We start from the raw sequence: 14,626 nt of genomic DNA, 5'->3' as shown, positions 1-14,626 counted from the left end.
GGCGCAACCCCCCTCCCCCGCTGGCGAAGACCTATCCGGCCAGCTTGTCCAGCTCCCGCACCACCGCCTCGCCCATCACCGAGGTGCCGACCCGGGCCATGCCCGGCTGCATAATGTCCGCGGTGCGGAGGCCGCCGGCCAGCACCTTCTCCACCGCCTGCTCCACCAGCGCCGCCTCGTCCTCGAAGCCGAAGGACCAGCGCAGCAGCATGGCGAAGGAGAGCATCTGGGCACAGGGGTTGGCGATCCCCTTGCCGGCGATATCCGGCGCCGAGCCATGGATCGGCTCGTACAGCGCATGGCGCTTGCCGGTGACGGGATCCACGGCGCCAAGCGTCGCCGAGGGCAGCATGCCGAGCGAGCCGGTCAGCGCCGCCGCCAGGTCGCTTAGCACGTCGCCGAACAGGTTGCTGCCGAGGATGACGTCGAATTGCGCCGGGCGGCTGCAAAGCTGCATGGCGCAATTATCGGCATACATGTTCTCGAGCTGCACATCCGGGTATTCGGCCTTGTGCACCTCGCCCACCACGGCGCGCCAGAGGCGGCCGGACTGCATGACATTGGCCTTCTCGACGCTCGTCACCTTGTTGCGGCGCTTGCGTGCCAGGTCGAAGGCGATGCGGGCGACGCGGGCGATCTCGTCCTCATGGTACACATCGGTGTCGAAGCCGCGGCGCTTGCCGTCGGCCAGGGTCTCGACGCCGCGTGGCTCGCCGAAATAGACGCCGCCGGTGCTTTCCCGCACCACCATGATGTCCACGCCGCGGACGATGTCCGGCTTCAGCGAGGAGGCCTCCGCCAGCGGGTCCAGCACCACCGCGGGGCGCAGATTGGCGAAGAGGCCGAGATCCTTGCGCAGCCTGAGGATGCCGAGTTCCGGCCGCTGCTCGAAGGGCAGCCCGTCCCATTTCGGCCCGCCGACGCTGCCGAACAGCACGGCATCCGCAGCCTTGGCGCGGGCCACGGTGGCGTCCGAGATCGGCGCGCCCTCGGCCTCGATGGCGGAGCCGCCGACCAGCCCTTCCTCGATCTCGAAGGCGAGGCTGCGGCGGCGCGCCATCCACTCGATGACACGGCGGGTCTCCCGCATCACCTCCGGGCCGATCCCATCCCCCGGCAGAACGAGTAGCTTCTTGTTGGCAGCCATGCGCGGCGTTTCTCCGGTCGCGGCTGGCGGCGGCTCAGCCGCCGTGCAGCCAGGGCTGCGCGGCCTTCTGCCGCGCCTCGTAACTGTCGATCGCCGGCGCGTGCTGCAGCGTCTGGCCGATGTCGTCGAGGCCGTTCAGCAGCAGATGCCGCCGCAACGGGTCGATCTGGAAGGGGATCTCCTCGCCGGAGGGCCGCACCACCACCTGGCGCTCCAGATCCACGGTGAGGCGGGCATTGCCGCCCATCCGCGCATCCTCCATGAGCTGCTCGCACACTTCCCGCGGCAGCTTCACCGGCAGCACGCCGTTCTTGAAGCTGTTGTTGTGGAAGATGTCGGCGAAATCCGGCGCGATGACGCAGCGTATGCCGAAATCCAGCAGCGCCCAGGGCGCATGCTCGCGCGAGGAGCCGCAGCCGAAATTCTCGAAGGCGATGAGAATTTCCGCCTTCCGATACGGCTCCTGATTCAGGACGAAATCGGGATTCTCCGAGCCGTCCTCCTTGTAGCGGAAATTGGCGAAGAGGTTCTTGCCGAAGCCGGTGCGGCTGATGCTCTTCAGGAAGCGGGCCGGGATGATCTGGTCCGTATCCACATTCGCCTTGGGCAGCGGCGCGGCAATGCCCGTGAGGGTGGTGAAGGCTTCCATCACACGCTCCCTTTCGGCTGGTAGTCGCGGACATCGGCGAGATGCCCGGCAATGGCGGCGGCGGCGGCCATGGCGGGCGACAGCAGATGGGTACGGCCGCCCGGGCCCTGGCGCCCCTCGAAATTCCGGTTGCTGGTGCTGGCGGAACGCTGGCCCGGCGTCAGCTTGTCCGGATTCATGCCGAGGCACATGGAGCAACCCGCCTCGCGCCATTCGAAGCCGGCTTCGGTGAGGATGCGGTCCAGCCCCTCCGCCTCCGCCTGCTTCTTCACCAGGCCGGAGCCCGGCACCACCAGGGCGCGCACGCCATCCGCCACGCGACGGCCGCGGGCAATGGCGGCGGCGGCGCGGATATCCTCGATGCGGGAGTTGGTGCAGGAGCCGATGAAGGCGACGTCGATCTTCAGATCCTGCAGCTTCTGCCCGGGCGTCAGGCCCATATACTCCACCATGCGGCGGAGCTGGGCGCGGCGGGCCTCGTCGGCCGCCTCCTCCGGGTTCGGCACCACGCCGGTGATGGGCAGCACATCCTCCGGGCTGGTGCCCCAGGTGACCTGCGGCGCGATCTCATGCGCGTTCAGCGTCACCACCTTGTCGAATTGCGCGCCGGCATCGGTGGGCAGCGTCTTCCACCATTCCATGGCGCGCGCCAGCGCCTCGCCCTTCGGGCCGTTCGGCGTGCGGGCGATGTAGTCGAAGGTGGTCTGGTCCGGCGCGATCAGCCCGGCCCGTGCGCCGCCCTCGATCGCCATGTTGGAGACCGTCATCCGGCCGGCCATGTCCAGCGCGCGGATGGTGTCGCCGCAATACTCGATCACATGGCCGGTGCCGCCGGCGGTGCCGATCCTGCCGATGATGGCGAGGGTGATGTCCTTGCCCGAGCAGCCGAAGGGGAGGGTGCCGGTCACCTCCACCTTCATGTTCTTCGCCGGCTTCTGCAGCAGCGTCTGGGTGGCGAGCACATGCTCCACCTCCGAGGTGCCGATGCCGAAGGCGAGCGCGCCCATGGCGCCATGGGTGCTGGTATGGCTGTCGCCGCAGACGATGGTCATGCCGGGCAGGCTGCGCCCCAGCTCCGGCCCGATGACATGGACGATCCCCTGCCGGTCGTCCAGCAGCGGGATCAGCGGCATGCCGAATTCGGCCGCGTTCCGCTCCAGCGTCTCGACCTGGAGGCGGCTTTCGGGATCGACGATGCCGGTATAGCGGCTGGCATCGGTGGCGATGTTGTGGTCGATGACGCCGAGCGTCAGGTCCGGCCGGCGCAGCTTGCGGCCGGCCTGCCGCAGCCCGTCGAAGGCCTGCGGCGTCGTCACCTCATGCGTAAGGTGAAGGTCGATGTAAAGGAGAGCCGTGCCGTCCGGGAGGGTGTCCACCACATGGGCGTCCCAGATCTTGTCGAAGAGAGTGCGCGGCTTCTGCCCTGACATGCGTTGGTTCCTACTCCTTCTTGCGCCCTGCGCGGATCGGCGCGGGGCGGAACTCCGTTACGCTTCCTGCTGTTCCGACGGCTGCGCGGCGGCGGCCTTCGGGCTCCCCGCCGCGGCGGCGGCGCCACCGCCCCCCTGGGTGGTGGTGCGCTCCTGGATGCGGGCCGACTTGCCGGTGCGGCCGCGCAGGTAATAGAGCTTTGCGCGCCGCACCTTGCCGCGCCGCACCACCGCGATCTCCGCGACCGAGGGGGAGTAGAGCGGGAAGACGCGCTCCACCCCCTCGCCGTAGGAGAGCTTGCGGACGGTGAAATTGCTGTTCAGGCCGCGGTTGGAGCGGGCGATGACCACGCCCTCATAGGCCTGGGTGCGGGTGCGCTCGCCCTCCACCACCTTCACCATCACGCGCACGGTGTCGCCCGGGGCGAATTCCGGCACGGCGCGGGCGGCGGAGAGTTTGGCGAGTTGCTCAGCCTCGAATTGCTGCAGCAGGTTCATGGAAGCGGTCCTTTCGTCTATTCGTTTAGGCGGCGGCGGGGCGGCCGTCCATGGCCTCCGCCTCCGCGGCATGGGGGTGCAGCTTCGCCCAGAGGTCCGGGCGGCGTTCGCGGGTGATCCGTTCCGCCTCCGCCCGGCGCCAGGCGGCGATCTCGGCATGGTGGCCGGAGAGCAGCACCGGCGGGACGGCCCGGCCCTGCCACTCGGTGGGGCGGGTATAGTGCGGGTATTCCAGCAACCCGCTGGAAAAGCTTTCCTCCTCGGCGCTGGCGGCGGCGCCCATGACGCCGGGCAGCAGGCGGATGCAGGCATCCAGCAGCACCATCGCCGCCGTCTCCCCGCCCGAGAGGACGTAGTCGCCGATCGAAATCTCCTCCAGCGCCCGGGCCTCGATGACCCGCTGGTCGATGCCCTCGAAGCGGCCGCAGAGCAGGATGGCGCCTGGGCCGGCCGTCAGCTCGCGGACCCGCGCCTGGGTCAGCGGCCGGCCGCGCGGCGTCAGCACCAAAGCGGGGCGCGCCGCGCCGGCGGCCAGGGCGGCGCCCACCGCCGCATCCACCACATCCGGCCGCAGTACCATGCCGGCGCCGCCGCCGCAGGGCGTGTCGTCCACGCTGCGGTGGCGGTCCGTGGCGAAGCCGCGGATGTCGATCGCCTCCAGCCCCCAGACGCCCTCCCGCAGCGCGCGCCCGGCCAGGGAATGGCCGAGCGGCCCCGGGAACATCTCCGGAAACAGGGTGAGGATGGTCGCCCGCCAGCTCATTCCGCCGCCTCCCCCTGGGCCGAAGGCGCGGAGGGCGGCACCACCACCTCGTCAGGCGGGATGGCGGTGAGCTTGCCGAGGACGAGATCCACCACCGGCACCACCGCCCGGGTGAAGGGCAGCAACAGCTCCTTGCGCCCCTGGACGACCAGGAAGCTGCCGGCACCATGCTCCTCCACCGCGCGGACGGTGCCGAGAGGTTGCCCCTCCGGCGTCTCCACCGCGAGGCCGACCAGATCCGCCAGGTAGTATTCCTCCGGCTCCGGCGGCGGCAGGGCGGCGCGCTCGACGTAAAGCCTGGTGCCGGTCAGCTTCGCCGCCCCGTCGCGGTCGGTGACGCCGTCCACCCGCGCCAGCCCGTCGCCCAGCAGCACCACGCGGTACTGGCGGGTGCCCGCCTCGTCGGTCAGCGGGCCGTAATCGGCGATGGCATCGGGATCGGCGGTGAAGCTGCGCAGCTTCACCAGGCCGCGCACACCGTGCGGCCTGCCGATCTCCCCCACCAATATCCGCTTGCCCGCCACCGGTCAGGCCCCGTTCGCGTGCCTCAGCCCGCCGCGGCGGCGGCGGCGCGTTCCTGCGCCTTCTTCTTCGGCGCGGACTGCTTCGGCTGCTCGCGCAGCGCCGGCATCGGGGCGAGGCCCGCCTTGCCTAGGAACTTCGCCACGCGGTCGGTGGCCAGCGCGCCCTGGCTCAGCCAGTGCGTCACGCGCTCATCCTGCAGCTTCACCCGGTCGGCGTGGTCGGAGGGCAGCATCGGGTTGTAGCTGCCCAGCTTCTCGATGAAGCGACCATCGCGCGGGCTGCGGCTGTCGGCCACCACGATGTGGTAGTAGGGGCGCTTCTTGGCGCCGGCGCGCGCGAGGCGGATCTTCAGGGCCATGGTGTCGGTATCGCTCCGTGGGTAAGAATCAAAAGGGTTTCCGGCCGCCGGGGAATTGCATCCCTTTGGGCAGAAGCGCGCCGAGGCCGCCGCGCTTCAGCCCCTGCGGGCCGAGCTTGTTCATCCGCTTCATCATCGCGGACATGTCGTCGAACTGCTTCAGCAGGCGGTTCACATCCTGCACCTGCACCCCGCTGCCCGCCGCGATGCGCTTCTTGCGGGAGGCCTTGATGATGTCCGGGTGGCGCCGCTCCTTCACCGTCATGGAGGAGATGATGGCGGCGTGGCGCTTCAGGATGGTCTGGTCGAGATTGGCGTCCTCGAGCTGCTGCTTCATCTTGCCGACACCAGGCAGCATGCCGAGCAGGCCGGAGAGCGAGCCCATCTTGCCGATCTGCTTGAGCTGGCTCGCGTAATCCTCCAGCGTGAACTGGCCCTTCTGCATCCGGGCGGCGAGCTTCTCCGCCTCGTCCCGGTCGATGGTCTCGGCGGCGCGCTCGACAAGCGAGACGATATCGCCCATGCCGAGGATGCGGCCGGCGATGCGGTCGGGGTGGAAATCCTCCAGCGCCTCCAGCTTCTCCCCGGCGCCGAGCAACTTGATCGGCGCGCCGGTGACGGCGCGCATCGAGAGCGCCGCGCCGCCGCGGGCATCGCCGTCGATCCGCGTCATGACGATGCCGGTGACGCCGACCTTCTCCTGGAAGGCGCGGGCGGTGTTCACCGCATCCTGGCCGGTCATGGCATCGACGACGAGCAGCGTCTCATGCGGGTTGGTGGCGGACTTCACCGCCGCCACCTCCGCCATCAGCGCCTCGTCGATGGCGAGGCGCCCGGCGGTGTCCAGCACCACCACGTCGAACAGCTCGCGCCGCGCCTGGTCCATGGCGCGGGCGGCGATCTCGAGCGGCGTCTGGCCGGCGACGATGGGCAGGGAGGCGACGCCGACCTGCTTCGCCAGGGTCTCCAACTGCAACTGCGCCGCGGGGCGGTGCACGTCCAGCGAGGCGAGCAGGACCTTCTTCTTCTCGCGGTTCTTCAGCCGGAGGGCGATCTTGCCGGAAGTAGTGGTCTTGCCGGAGCCCTGGAGGCCGACCATGAGGATGCCGACCGGCGCCGCCGCGGCGAGGTCGATACCCCGCGCGCCACTGTCCTCCGCGCCGCCGCCGAGAGCCTCGACCAGCGCGTCATGGACGATCTTCACCACCTGCTGGGCGGGGGAGACGCTCTTCAGCACCTCCACGCCCACGGCGCGCTCGCGCACCTTGGCGGTCAGATCCTTCACCACCGGCAGGGCGACATCGGCTTCCAGCAGCGCCACGCGCACCTCGCGCAGCGCCTCCGCCACATCGGCTTCGCTCAGCGCGCCGCGGCGGCGCAGCCGGTCGAACACCCCGTTCAGCTTGCCGGACAATGCCTCGAACATCGCGGCCTGCCTGCCTGCCCACCCTGCCTCTGGGGGCGGGATTGCCCCCAAACGAAAACGCGCCGCTGCGCGAGCCTTCGCGGAGCGGCGGGAGCCCCCCGCCCGGCGGGGGGACCATCGGAATCCGGGCCAGGCCCGGAAAGGCGGCCGATTAGGCCCCCTGGCCGCCCGCGTCAAGCAGGCGGCGAGGGAGAAGCCTATTTCGGCGCCAGCACCATGATCATCTGCCGATTCTCGAGCCGCGGCATCTGCTCGACCTTGATGGTCTCGCCGAGCTCGGTCCGGATCCGCTCCAGCACCTTGATGCCAAGGTCCTGGTGCGCCATTTCGCGCCCACGGAACCGCAGGGTGACCTTCACCTTGTCACCTTCGCCGATGAAGCTCTTCATCTGGCGCATCTTCACGTCGTAATCATGGTCGTCGATGTTCGGGCGAACCTTGACTTCCTTGATTTCGACGATTTTCTGCTTCTTGCGGGCCTCGTTGGCCTTCTTCTGCTGCTCGTATTTGTACTTGCCGTAGTCGGTAATCTTGCAGACGGGCGGGACGGCGTTGGGACTGATCTCCAGCAGATCCATGCCCACCTCATAGGCGCGCAGCAAAGCGTCGCGGGCGGACATCACGCCGATCATCTCGCCGTTCTGGTCGATCAGCCGCACCTGCGGAACGCGGATTTCCTCATTGACCCGCGGGCCGTCGCGCGTTGGCGGCTGATTCGGAATGGGACCTCGTGCTATGGTCGTCTCCTGTGGCTGTGACGGAAATTTCCCCCTCCAGGGGGAAGCGTAACTTATGGGGCCTGCCTCACGCCGATGCAACCTTCCGTGAGGTTGCCGCCAAATCGGGCGGCGTCGCCTCAACGGCAAGCTGGGCAACGGCTTCGGCGAGCGGCAGGGTCACCTGCTCGCGGCCCGGCAGGCGGCGCAGCACCAGGCTCCGGTCCTCCGCCTCCCGCCTTCCGACCACCGCCAGCACCGGCACGCGCTGGTCGATATGGTCCACGACCTTGCGGTTGATCTTCTCGTTCCGCAGATCGAGGTCAACGCGCAGCCCGGCCGCCTGCAGCGCCGCCGCCGCCTCGCGCGCGAAGTCATCGGCGTCCGAGACGATGGTCGTCACCACCACCTGCACCGGGGAGAGCCAGAGCGGGAAACGCCCGGCATGCTGCTCGATCAGGATGCCGATGAAGCGCTCGAAGCTGCCGAGGATGGCGCGATGGAGCATGACCGGCCGCTTCCGCGATCCGTCCTCCGCGACGTATTCGGCGCCGAGCCGTTCCGGCAGCACGAAATCCACCTGCAGCGTGCCGCATTGCCAGTCCCGGCCGATGGCGTCGCGCAGGACGAATTCCAGCTTCGGGCCGTAGAAGGCGCCCTCCCCCGGGTTCAGCGTGTACTCGACGCCGGCGATCCGGCAGGCCTCCTTGAGGGCGCCCTCCGCCTGGTCCCAGACCTCATCCGTGCCTGCGCGGGTCGCCGGCCGGTCGCTGAACTTCACCCGGAAGCTCTCGAAGCCCAGATCGCGGTAGATGGCGGAGAGCAGCGCGACGAAGGCGACGGTCTCGCTGGCGATCTGCGATTCCGTGCAGAAGATGTGCGCATCATCCTGGGTGAAGGCGCGGACGCGCATGATGCCGTGCAGCGCGCCGGACGGCTCGTAGCGGTGGCAGCTTCCGAACTCCGCCATGCGCAGCGGCAGCTCCCGGTAGCTGCGGAGCCCCTGGTTGAAGATCTGCACATGGCAGGGGCAGTTCATCGGCTTCAGGGCGAGGATGCGGTCCTTCTCGTCCTCGTCCTCGACCCGGGCGATGAACATGTGCTCGCGGAATTTCTCCCAATGGCCGGAGGCCTCCCAGAGCCGCCGGTCCACGAGCTGCGGCGTCCGCACCTCCCGGTAGTCATGCGCATCCAGCCGGCGGCGCATGTAATCCTCCAGCACCCGGTAGAGCTTCCAGCCCTTGGGGTGCCAGAAGACGCTGCCCACCGCCTCCTCCTGCAGATGGAAGAGGTCCATCTCCTTGCCGATCCTGCGGTGGTCGCGCTTCTCCGCCTCCTCCAGCTGGTGAAGATAGGCGTCCAGCTCCTTCTGGTCGCGCCAGGCGGTGCCGTAGATGCGGGACAGCATGGCGTTGCGGTGGTCGCCGCGCCAATAGGCGCCGGCCACCTTCATCAGCTTGAAGGCGGTGCCGACATCCCCCGTGCCGCGCATATGCGGGCCGCGGCAAAGGTCGATCCAGTCGCCCTGGGAGTAGAGGCTGATCTCCTCGCTCTCCGGCAGGTCCTGGATGAGCTGCGCCTTGTACTTCTCCCCCTTCGCCTCAAAGAAGGCGATGGCTTCCTGGCGCGGCATCACGCTCCGTACGAAGGGCGCGTTGCGGGCGACGATCTCCCGCATCTTCGCCTCGATCTTCGGGAAATCCTCCGGCGTGAAGGGCTCGTTGCGGGCGAAGTCGTAGTAGAAGCCGTTCTCGATGGCAGGCCCGATCGTCACCTGGGTGCCGGGGTAGAGCGCCTGCACCGCCTCGGCCAGCACATGGGCGGCATCGTGGCGGATCATCTCCAGCGCCTCAGGGTCGCGGCGGGTGATGAAGCGGATGCTGGCGTCGCGCTCGATCGGCGTCGCCAGATCCTTCGTCACCCCATCCACCTGCATCGCGAGGGCGGCCTTGGCGAGGCCCGGGCCGATCGCCGCGGCGACGGTAGTGCCCGTCACCGGCCCATCGAAGGCGCGGACGGACCCGTCGGGCAGCGTGATCGCAGGCATCGCAGCATAAGCTCCTGGTTGGGAAGGCGGCGGACCATGGGAAGCCGGGCGCCCCGCGTCAAGCGGCGCTGGCCCGGAGGCGGGACGGCGGCCTGGCGCGGCCCCAAGGGCGGCGCACCGTGCCGCCTTGTATTTACACCCCGGCAACGGCTTCGCCATCCTGGCCGCGCCGGTTCGGCCGCTGCCCGATCCTTCGCGGGCCTGCCGTGGCCGGGCCGAGGGAGAGGCAGTGACTATGGCGAGGGCGCTGCTCCACTCACCCCGCGCCGGGAGCAATGGCGACGACACCCGTCGCAGTCTCGGCCGGGCGTTGGCGCGACCCGGCCGCTCAGGCAAGCGCCGCTGCCCAAGGCCCCGGCGGGGCCGGCCGTTCCGGCCATCATGGCATTATAGTCCTGCCGCTTCATAAACCTGTGAAACCGCCGGCCGGCCCTTCTCCGGTCAGCGGGCCCGGGCCCATACCGGCAGCCTTCCGAACCGTGGAGGCGTCATGAAGCGGCTCGTCCTGCTCGCCCTGCCCGTATGCTTCGCAAGCTGCGGCCATCAGGAGTCGCGCCTGGCGCATGAGGCACAGCTCAGCCTCGTCGGGATGAGTTCGGCCGATCTGCAGAGCTGCGCCGGCGTCCCCGACAAATCCAGCCGCATCGACGACCGCACGGAAGTCTTCACCTATATCTACAAGAGCGATGTCACGGGCGGCGTCCAGGTCACGCTGCCGATCATCGGCGGCGGCTACCAGATCGGCGCCAGCGGCTCCAATTGCAGCGCGAACATGCGCCTGGTGGATGGCCGCGTGCACAGCGTGTTCTACAGCGGCAACAACGACCGCCCGATCGGGACGGATGGCGTCTGCGCACCCATCATCCGCGGCTGCATGCGCCGCCCGCAGGCCACCATGACGCCGATGACCGGCCAGGCCGGGCATGACGTTTCCGCCTTCTCCCAGCCGCCCGCCCCGCCGCCCCCGGCCCCGCCGCCCGCCGCCACGGATGCGGTGGTGCGGATGGAGCCGGTGGGCCGCTGAGGACTCGCCGCCGAGGCACGAGGTCCGGAGGCGGATCGGCGGCACTGCCGCCAATGGGGAGCCCCCGATCTTTGCAACCTCGGCCACCCGCGCTACCCAGGCCCGGTCCAAGGAGCGCCCCATGCCCACAGCCGCCGAACGCATCATCGAATTCCTGGCCGCGCAGGGCATCGACCGCGCCTTCTGCGTCCCCGGCGAGAGCTACATCGCCCTGCTGGACGCGCTGCACGCCCATAACCGCGTCGATCTCGTCACCTGCCGCTCGGAGGGCGGCGCCGGCTTCATGGCGGTGGCGGATGCCAAGCTGACTGGCCGGCCCGGCGTCGCGCTGGTCTCCCGCGGGCCCGGCGCCTGCAATGCGAGCATCGCCGTCCACACCGCGGAGCAGGACGCCACCCCCTTCATCCTGCTGATCGGCCAGGTGGAGAAGCGCGACCTGCGCCGCAACGCCTTCCAGGAGATCGACTACGCCAACATGTTCCGCGGCGTGGCGAAGTGGGTGGGCGAGCTGACCGACCCCGACCAGGCCCCGGAATTCATCGCCCGCGCCTATGCCATGGCCATGGGCGGGGTGCCCGGCCCGGTGGTGCTCTCCCTGCCGGAGGATGTGCTGGCCATGGAGTGCCGGGCGCCGCTGCTGCCCGCCACCCTGCCCTCCCCCCTGCCGCCCTCCCCTGCTGACGCCGCCCGGCTGGCCGGGCTGCTGCGCGGCGCGGAGCGGCCCATCCTGCTGGCCGGCCATGGCTTCGAATCCGACTCCGGCCGCGCCGCCCTGCGCGGCTTCGCCGAGGCCTGGCAGCTGCCCGTCGCCGTCTCCTTCCGCCGCCAGGACCTCTTCGACAACCGCCATCCGCTCTATGCCGGCGATCTCGGCCTCAGGAACCCGGATGCGCAGCGGGAGGCCTTCGCCTCGGCCGATCTGGTCCTCGCCCTCGGCACCCGCCTGACGGACATCACCACCCAGGGCTGGAGCTGGCCCGCCCCCGGCCAGCGCCTGGTGCATGTCTGCGCCGATCCGCGCTTCCTCGGCTGGCTCTTCCCGGCGGAGCTGGCCATCGCCGCCGATGCCCAGGCCACCATCGCGGCGCTTGCCGGCGAGACGCCCGCCGCCCCGCCCGCCCGCGCCGCCTGGAATGCCCGGCTGCGGCAGCTGCATGTGGCGGATTGCCAGGTGGTGCCGACCCAGCATGCGGATGGCATCGCCTTCGCCGAAGTGGCCAAGCTGATCGAGCGCGTCGCGCCGCCCGACGCCATCGTGACGCTGGATGCCGGCACCTTCGGCGCGCCCTTCTACCGCAAGGTGGCCTGGACGCCGCCGCAGCGCCTGCTCTGCCCGGTCTCCGGCGCCATGGGCTTCGGCGTGCCGGCCGCCGTCGCCGCCGCGCTGCGCTGCCCGGACCGCCCGGTCTTCGGCCTGGTCGGCGATGGCGGCGCGCTGATGACGGGGGGCGAGCTGGCCGTCGCCGTCGCCCGCGGCGCGCCGCTGAAACTCATCCTCTCCGACAACGGCGCCTATGCCAGCATCCGCATCCATCAGGAGAAGGCGCATCCCGGCCGGGTCGCCGGCACCATGCTGATCAACCCGGATTTCGCCCAATGGTGCGCCGCCTTCCGCGTACCGGTGACGCGGGTGGAGAGCAAGGCGGAGTTCCCGGCGCTGGAAGCGGCGCTGCGCGCCCCGGGGCCGGGTGCCATCGTGGTGCGGACCTCGCTGGAAGCGGTGCTGCCGCGGCGCCTCGCGGCGGAGTAGCCCTCCTCAAACTCCACCCGCTAGAGCGGGATCGGTTGAGCTGCGCTCACCCGCCCCGCTCTAGCTCATTGTTCGGTCGCGGGATTCACGGTTTCGGTCGATTCGACCTCAACCGATCACGCTCTAGAGCAGATTCACGCCTCCGGGCGATGCCGCCCTCCGGCGATCTGCTCTAAGGGCCGAAAGCCCCTCAGAGCCTTGAATTTGGACCCGTCGGCCGAGACGCAAAACTATAGGTTTCCAAAGGCCCTTCGGCCTTTGGCGGGGAGAGCCCGAGGGAGGCAGAGCCTCCCTCGGTCACGGCGTAAAGCTGACCAGCTCCGCCCCCTCCTCCACCATCTCCTCCAGCCGCGCATGCACCGCCGCCACCACGCCATCCATCGGCGCGCGCAGGGTGAATTCCGTCTTCATCGCCTCGATCACCAGCAGCGGCGCGTTGCGGCTGACGGCCTCGCCCGGCCGCACCAGCAGGCGGGTGACGCGGCCCGGCACCGGGGCGGTCACGCGGTCGCTGCCGGCCGCCTCCTGCGCCGGCGGGGCCAGAGGATCCTCCTGCAGCACCAGGTGGTTGGCGCCGTCCAGGATGATGGTGATCTCCGCCCCCCGCCGCAGCAGCCCCAGCCGGCGGGCGACGCCGTCCAGGGTCAGGCGGAAGCCCTCCCCCGCCGGGTCCAGCCGCGCCACCGCCGCGCCGCCGGGCAATTCCAGCCGCCAGGCCCCCTCCCCCAACGGGGCGCTGCGCAGCCGGGTGGGCGCCGCCTCACCCAGGCGGAAGAACAGGTCCTGGTAGCCCTCGCCATTCAGCCGCCAGGCATCGGCGGTGGCCCAGGGGCTCCACGGGTCGCCGCTGCGTGCCGTGGCGGCGCCGATGGCCGCATGCTGGTCGCGCAGCACGCAGAGCGCGGCAGCGGCCAGCAGCAGGCGCGGCTCGGCCGAGGGCGCCGCCAGCAGCGCCGCACCATGCCGGGCGATGAAGCCGGTATCCAGCTCCGCCGCGGCGAAGGCCGGGTGCGCCGCGATATTCCGCAGCAAACCGAGGTTGGTGCGCAGCCCCGCCACCTCGTACTGCGCCAGCGCCGAGCCCAGCCGCCTTACCGCCGCCGCCCGGTCCTCGCCCCAGACGATCAGCTTGGCGATCATCGGGTCGTAGAAGGGGGTGATGCGGTCGCCTTCCCGCACGCCGGTGTCGATGCGCACCGCGCCTGGCTGTTCCGCCGGCTGGCGCAGATGGGTGAGCAGGCCGGTCGCCGGCAGGAAATTCCGTGCCGGGTCCTCGGCATAGAGCCGCACCTCGATGGCATGGCCATGCAGACGCGGCGTGGTGGTCGGCAGCTTCTCGCCGGCGGCGACGCGGAGCTGCCATTCCACCAGATCGAGGCCGGTGACCATCTCCGTCACCGGATGCTCCACCTGCAGCCGCGTGTTCATCTCCATGAAGAAGAAGTCGCTGCCTTCGGAAATGAATTCCACCGTCCCGGCGCCGACATAGCCCACGGCCCGCGCCGCGGCACAGGCCGCCTCGCCCATCGCCACGCGCCGCGCCGGGTCCATCCCCGGTGCCGGCGCTTCCTCGATGACCTTCTGGTGGCGGCGCTGGATGGAGCAGTCGCGCTCGAACAGCGAGATCGTGTTGCCCTGGCTGTCGGCGAAGACCTGGATCTCGATATGCCGCGGCCGGGTCAGGTATTTCTCCACCAGCACGCGGTCATCGCCGAAGGCGGCCTTCGCCTCGCGCCGGGCACCTTCCAGCGCGGCGGCGAATTCCTCGGCGCGCTCCACCACCCGCATGCCCTTGCCGCCGCCGCCGGCGCTGGCCTTGATCAGCACGGGGAAGCCGATGCGCCCGGCCTCGGCCGCCAGCAGCGAGGGGTCCTGGTCCTCGCCATGATAGCCCGGCACCAGCGGCACGCCGGCGCGCGCCATCAGCGCCTTGCTCTCCGCCTTGGAGCCCATGGCGCGGATCGCTTCGACCGGCGGGCCGACGAAGACGAGGCCAGCCTCGGCGCAGCGCGCGGCGAATTCGGCGTTCTCGGAGAGGAAGCCATAGCCGGGATGCACCGCCCCGGCGCCGGCGCGCTGTGCCACTTCCAGGATGCGGCCGATATCCAGATAGCTCTGCCGCGCCGGCGCCGGGCCGATCGGCCAGGCCTCGTCGGCCAGCGCGACATGGCGCGCCCCGGCATCCGCTTCCGAATAGACGGCGATGGTGGCGAGGCCCATCCGCCGCGCCGTGGCGATGACCCGGCAGGCGATCTCGCCGCGATTGGCGATGAGGAGCTTTCCGAGCATCGTC

The 14,626-nt window shown here is 70.2% G+C and carries 13 protein-coding genes; 2 read left to right on the top strand and 11 right to left on the bottom strand.

The window, feature by feature from the left end; genetic code table 11:
* Positions 1–31: 31 nt before the first annotated feature.
* The 10 genes from leuB to thrS form a co-directional block, all read right to left on the bottom strand.
* Entirely contained in the window at positions 32–1,147 is a 1,116-nt protein-coding gene (gene leuB, locus E5N76_RS03445) for a 3-isopropylmalate dehydrogenase (protein ID WP_149535907.1), read from the bottom strand.
* 34 nt (positions 1,148–1,181) lie between these two features.
* Positions 1,182–1,796, bottom strand: coding sequence for a 3-isopropylmalate dehydratase small subunit (gene leuD / locus E5N76_RS03440; protein ID WP_149535906.1), 615 nt, complete (start codon positions 1,794–1,796; stop codon positions 1,182–1,184).
* Positions 1,796–3,226, bottom strand: a complete 1,431-nt coding sequence (leuC, locus tag E5N76_RS03435; protein WP_149535905.1) for a 3-isopropylmalate dehydratase large subunit — start codon at positions 3,224–3,226, stop codon at positions 1,796–1,798. Before leuC ends, leuD begins: the two co-directional genes overlap by 1 nt.
* A gap of 57 nt (positions 3,227–3,283) precedes the next feature.
* Positions 3,284–3,724 (bottom strand): 50S ribosomal protein L19, encoded by a 441-nt coding sequence (gene rplS, locus E5N76_RS03430; RefSeq protein ID WP_149535904.1) that lies wholly within the window; start codon positions 3,722–3,724, stop codon positions 3,284–3,286.
* A gap of 25 nt (positions 3,725–3,749) precedes the next feature.
* Positions 3,750–4,487 carry a tRNA (guanosine(37)-N1)-methyltransferase TrmD gene (gene trmD, locus E5N76_RS03425; RefSeq protein ID WP_149535903.1) on the bottom strand — a complete coding sequence of 246 codons (738 nt, stop codon included), beginning with the start codon at positions 4,485–4,487 and terminating at the stop codon, positions 3,750–3,752.
* The gene (rimM, locus tag E5N76_RS03420; protein ID WP_149535902.1) at positions 4,484–5,011 is read right to left on the bottom strand and encodes a ribosome maturation factor RimM; all 528 of its coding nucleotides are present in this window, start codon (positions 5,009–5,011) and stop codon (positions 4,484–4,486) included. Before rimM ends, trmD begins: the two co-directional genes overlap by 4 nt.
* A gap of 23 nt (positions 5,012–5,034) precedes the next feature.
* On the bottom strand, positions 5,035–5,370 hold the full coding sequence (gene rpsP, locus E5N76_RS03415) for a 30S ribosomal protein S16 (RefSeq protein WP_149535901.1): 336 nt from the start codon (positions 5,368–5,370) through the stop codon (positions 5,035–5,037).
* Positions 5,371–5,398: 28 nt separating this feature from the next.
* Positions 5,399–6,796: a signal recognition particle protein gene (ffh, locus tag E5N76_RS03410; protein ID WP_149535900.1), complete on the bottom strand. Its 1,398-nt coding sequence runs from the start codon at positions 6,794–6,796 to the stop codon at positions 5,399–5,401.
* A gap of 197 nt (positions 6,797–6,993) precedes the next feature.
* Positions 6,994–7,518 (bottom strand): translation initiation factor IF-3, encoded by a 525-nt coding sequence (infC, locus tag E5N76_RS03405; RefSeq protein WP_149536126.1) that lies wholly within the window; start codon positions 7,516–7,518, stop codon positions 6,994–6,996.
* A gap of 82 nt (positions 7,519–7,600) precedes the next feature.
* A complete protein-coding gene (gene thrS, locus E5N76_RS03400) occupies positions 7,601–9,559 on the bottom strand; it encodes a threonine--tRNA ligase (RefSeq protein ID WP_149535899.1) in 1,959 nt (652 codons plus the stop codon).
* Between the two features lie 490 nt (positions 9,560–10,049).
* Between thrS and E5N76_RS03395 the strand changes: the two genes are divergently transcribed.
* Together E5N76_RS03395 and E5N76_RS03390 are read left to right on the top strand one after the other, a co-directional pair.
* On the top strand, positions 10,050–10,583 hold the full coding sequence (locus E5N76_RS03395) for a hypothetical protein (protein WP_149535898.1): 534 nt from the start codon (positions 10,050–10,052) through the stop codon (positions 10,581–10,583).
* Positions 10,584–10,704: 121 nt separating this feature from the next.
* Positions 10,705–12,333 (top strand): thiamine pyrophosphate-binding protein, encoded by a 1,629-nt coding sequence (locus tag E5N76_RS03390; RefSeq protein ID WP_149535897.1) that lies wholly within the window; start codon positions 10,705–10,707, stop codon positions 12,331–12,333.
* A 297-nt stretch (positions 12,334–12,630) separates the two neighbouring features.
* Here E5N76_RS03390 and E5N76_RS03385 read toward each other — a convergent pair whose 3' ends face one another.
* The gene (locus E5N76_RS03385; RefSeq protein ID WP_149535896.1) at positions 12,631–14,622 is read right to left on the bottom strand and encodes an acetyl-CoA carboxylase biotin carboxylase subunit; all 1,992 of its coding nucleotides are present in this window, start codon (positions 14,620–14,622) and stop codon (positions 12,631–12,633) included.
* Between the last annotated feature and the right edge of the window lie 4 nt (positions 14,623–14,626).

Source organism: Siccirubricoccus phaeus, from assembly GCF_008360935.1.
Classification (GTDB): domain Bacteria; phylum Pseudomonadota; class Alphaproteobacteria; order Acetobacterales; family Acetobacteraceae; genus Siccirubricoccus; species Siccirubricoccus phaeus.
Note: the sequence above shows the minus strand (reverse complement) of the source record. Positions and strands in the feature narration are given on the sequence as shown.

What these genes read in the sequence shown, in the direction of transcription:
- trmD (WP_149535903.1), bottom strand. Translation starts at nt 4,487, where the DNA reads ATGAGCTGGCGGGCGACCATCCTCACCCTGTTTCCGGAGATGTTCCCG.
- leuB (WP_149535907.1), bottom strand. Translation starts at nt 1,147, where the DNA reads ATGGCTGCCAACAAGAAGCTACTCGTTCTGCCGGGGGATGGGATCGGC.
- rpsP (WP_149535901.1), bottom strand. Translation starts at nt 5,370, where the DNA reads ATGGCCCTGAAGATCCGCCTCGCGCGCGCCGGCGCCAAGAAGCGCCCC.
- E5N76_RS03395 (WP_149535898.1), top strand. Translation starts at nt 10,050, where the DNA reads ATGAAGCGGCTCGTCCTGCTCGCCCTGCCCGTATGCTTCGCAAGCTGC.
- leuC (WP_149535905.1), bottom strand. Translation starts at nt 3,226, where the DNA reads ATGTCAGGGCAGAAGCCGCGCACTCTCTTCGACAAGATCTGGGACGCC.
- leuD (WP_149535906.1), bottom strand. Translation starts at nt 1,796, where the DNA reads ATGGAAGCCTTCACCACCCTCACGGGCATTGCCGCGCCGCTGCCCAAG.
- E5N76_RS03385 (WP_149535896.1), bottom strand. Translation starts at nt 14,622, where the DNA reads ATGCTCGGAAAGCTCCTCATCGCCAATCGCGGCGAGATCGCCTGCCGG.
- E5N76_RS03390 (WP_149535897.1), top strand. Translation starts at nt 10,705, where the DNA reads ATGCCCACAGCCGCCGAACGCATCATCGAATTCCTGGCCGCGCAGGGC.
- ffh (WP_149535900.1), bottom strand. Translation starts at nt 6,796, where the DNA reads ATGTTCGAGGCATTGTCCGGCAAGCTGAACGGGGTGTTCGACCGGCTG.
- rplS (WP_149535904.1), bottom strand. Translation starts at nt 3,724, where the DNA reads ATGAACCTGCTGCAGCAATTCGAGGCTGAGCAACTCGCCAAACTCTCC.
- thrS (WP_149535899.1), bottom strand. Translation starts at nt 9,559, where the DNA reads ATGCCTGCGATCACGCTGCCCGACGGGTCCGTCCGCGCCTTCGATGGG.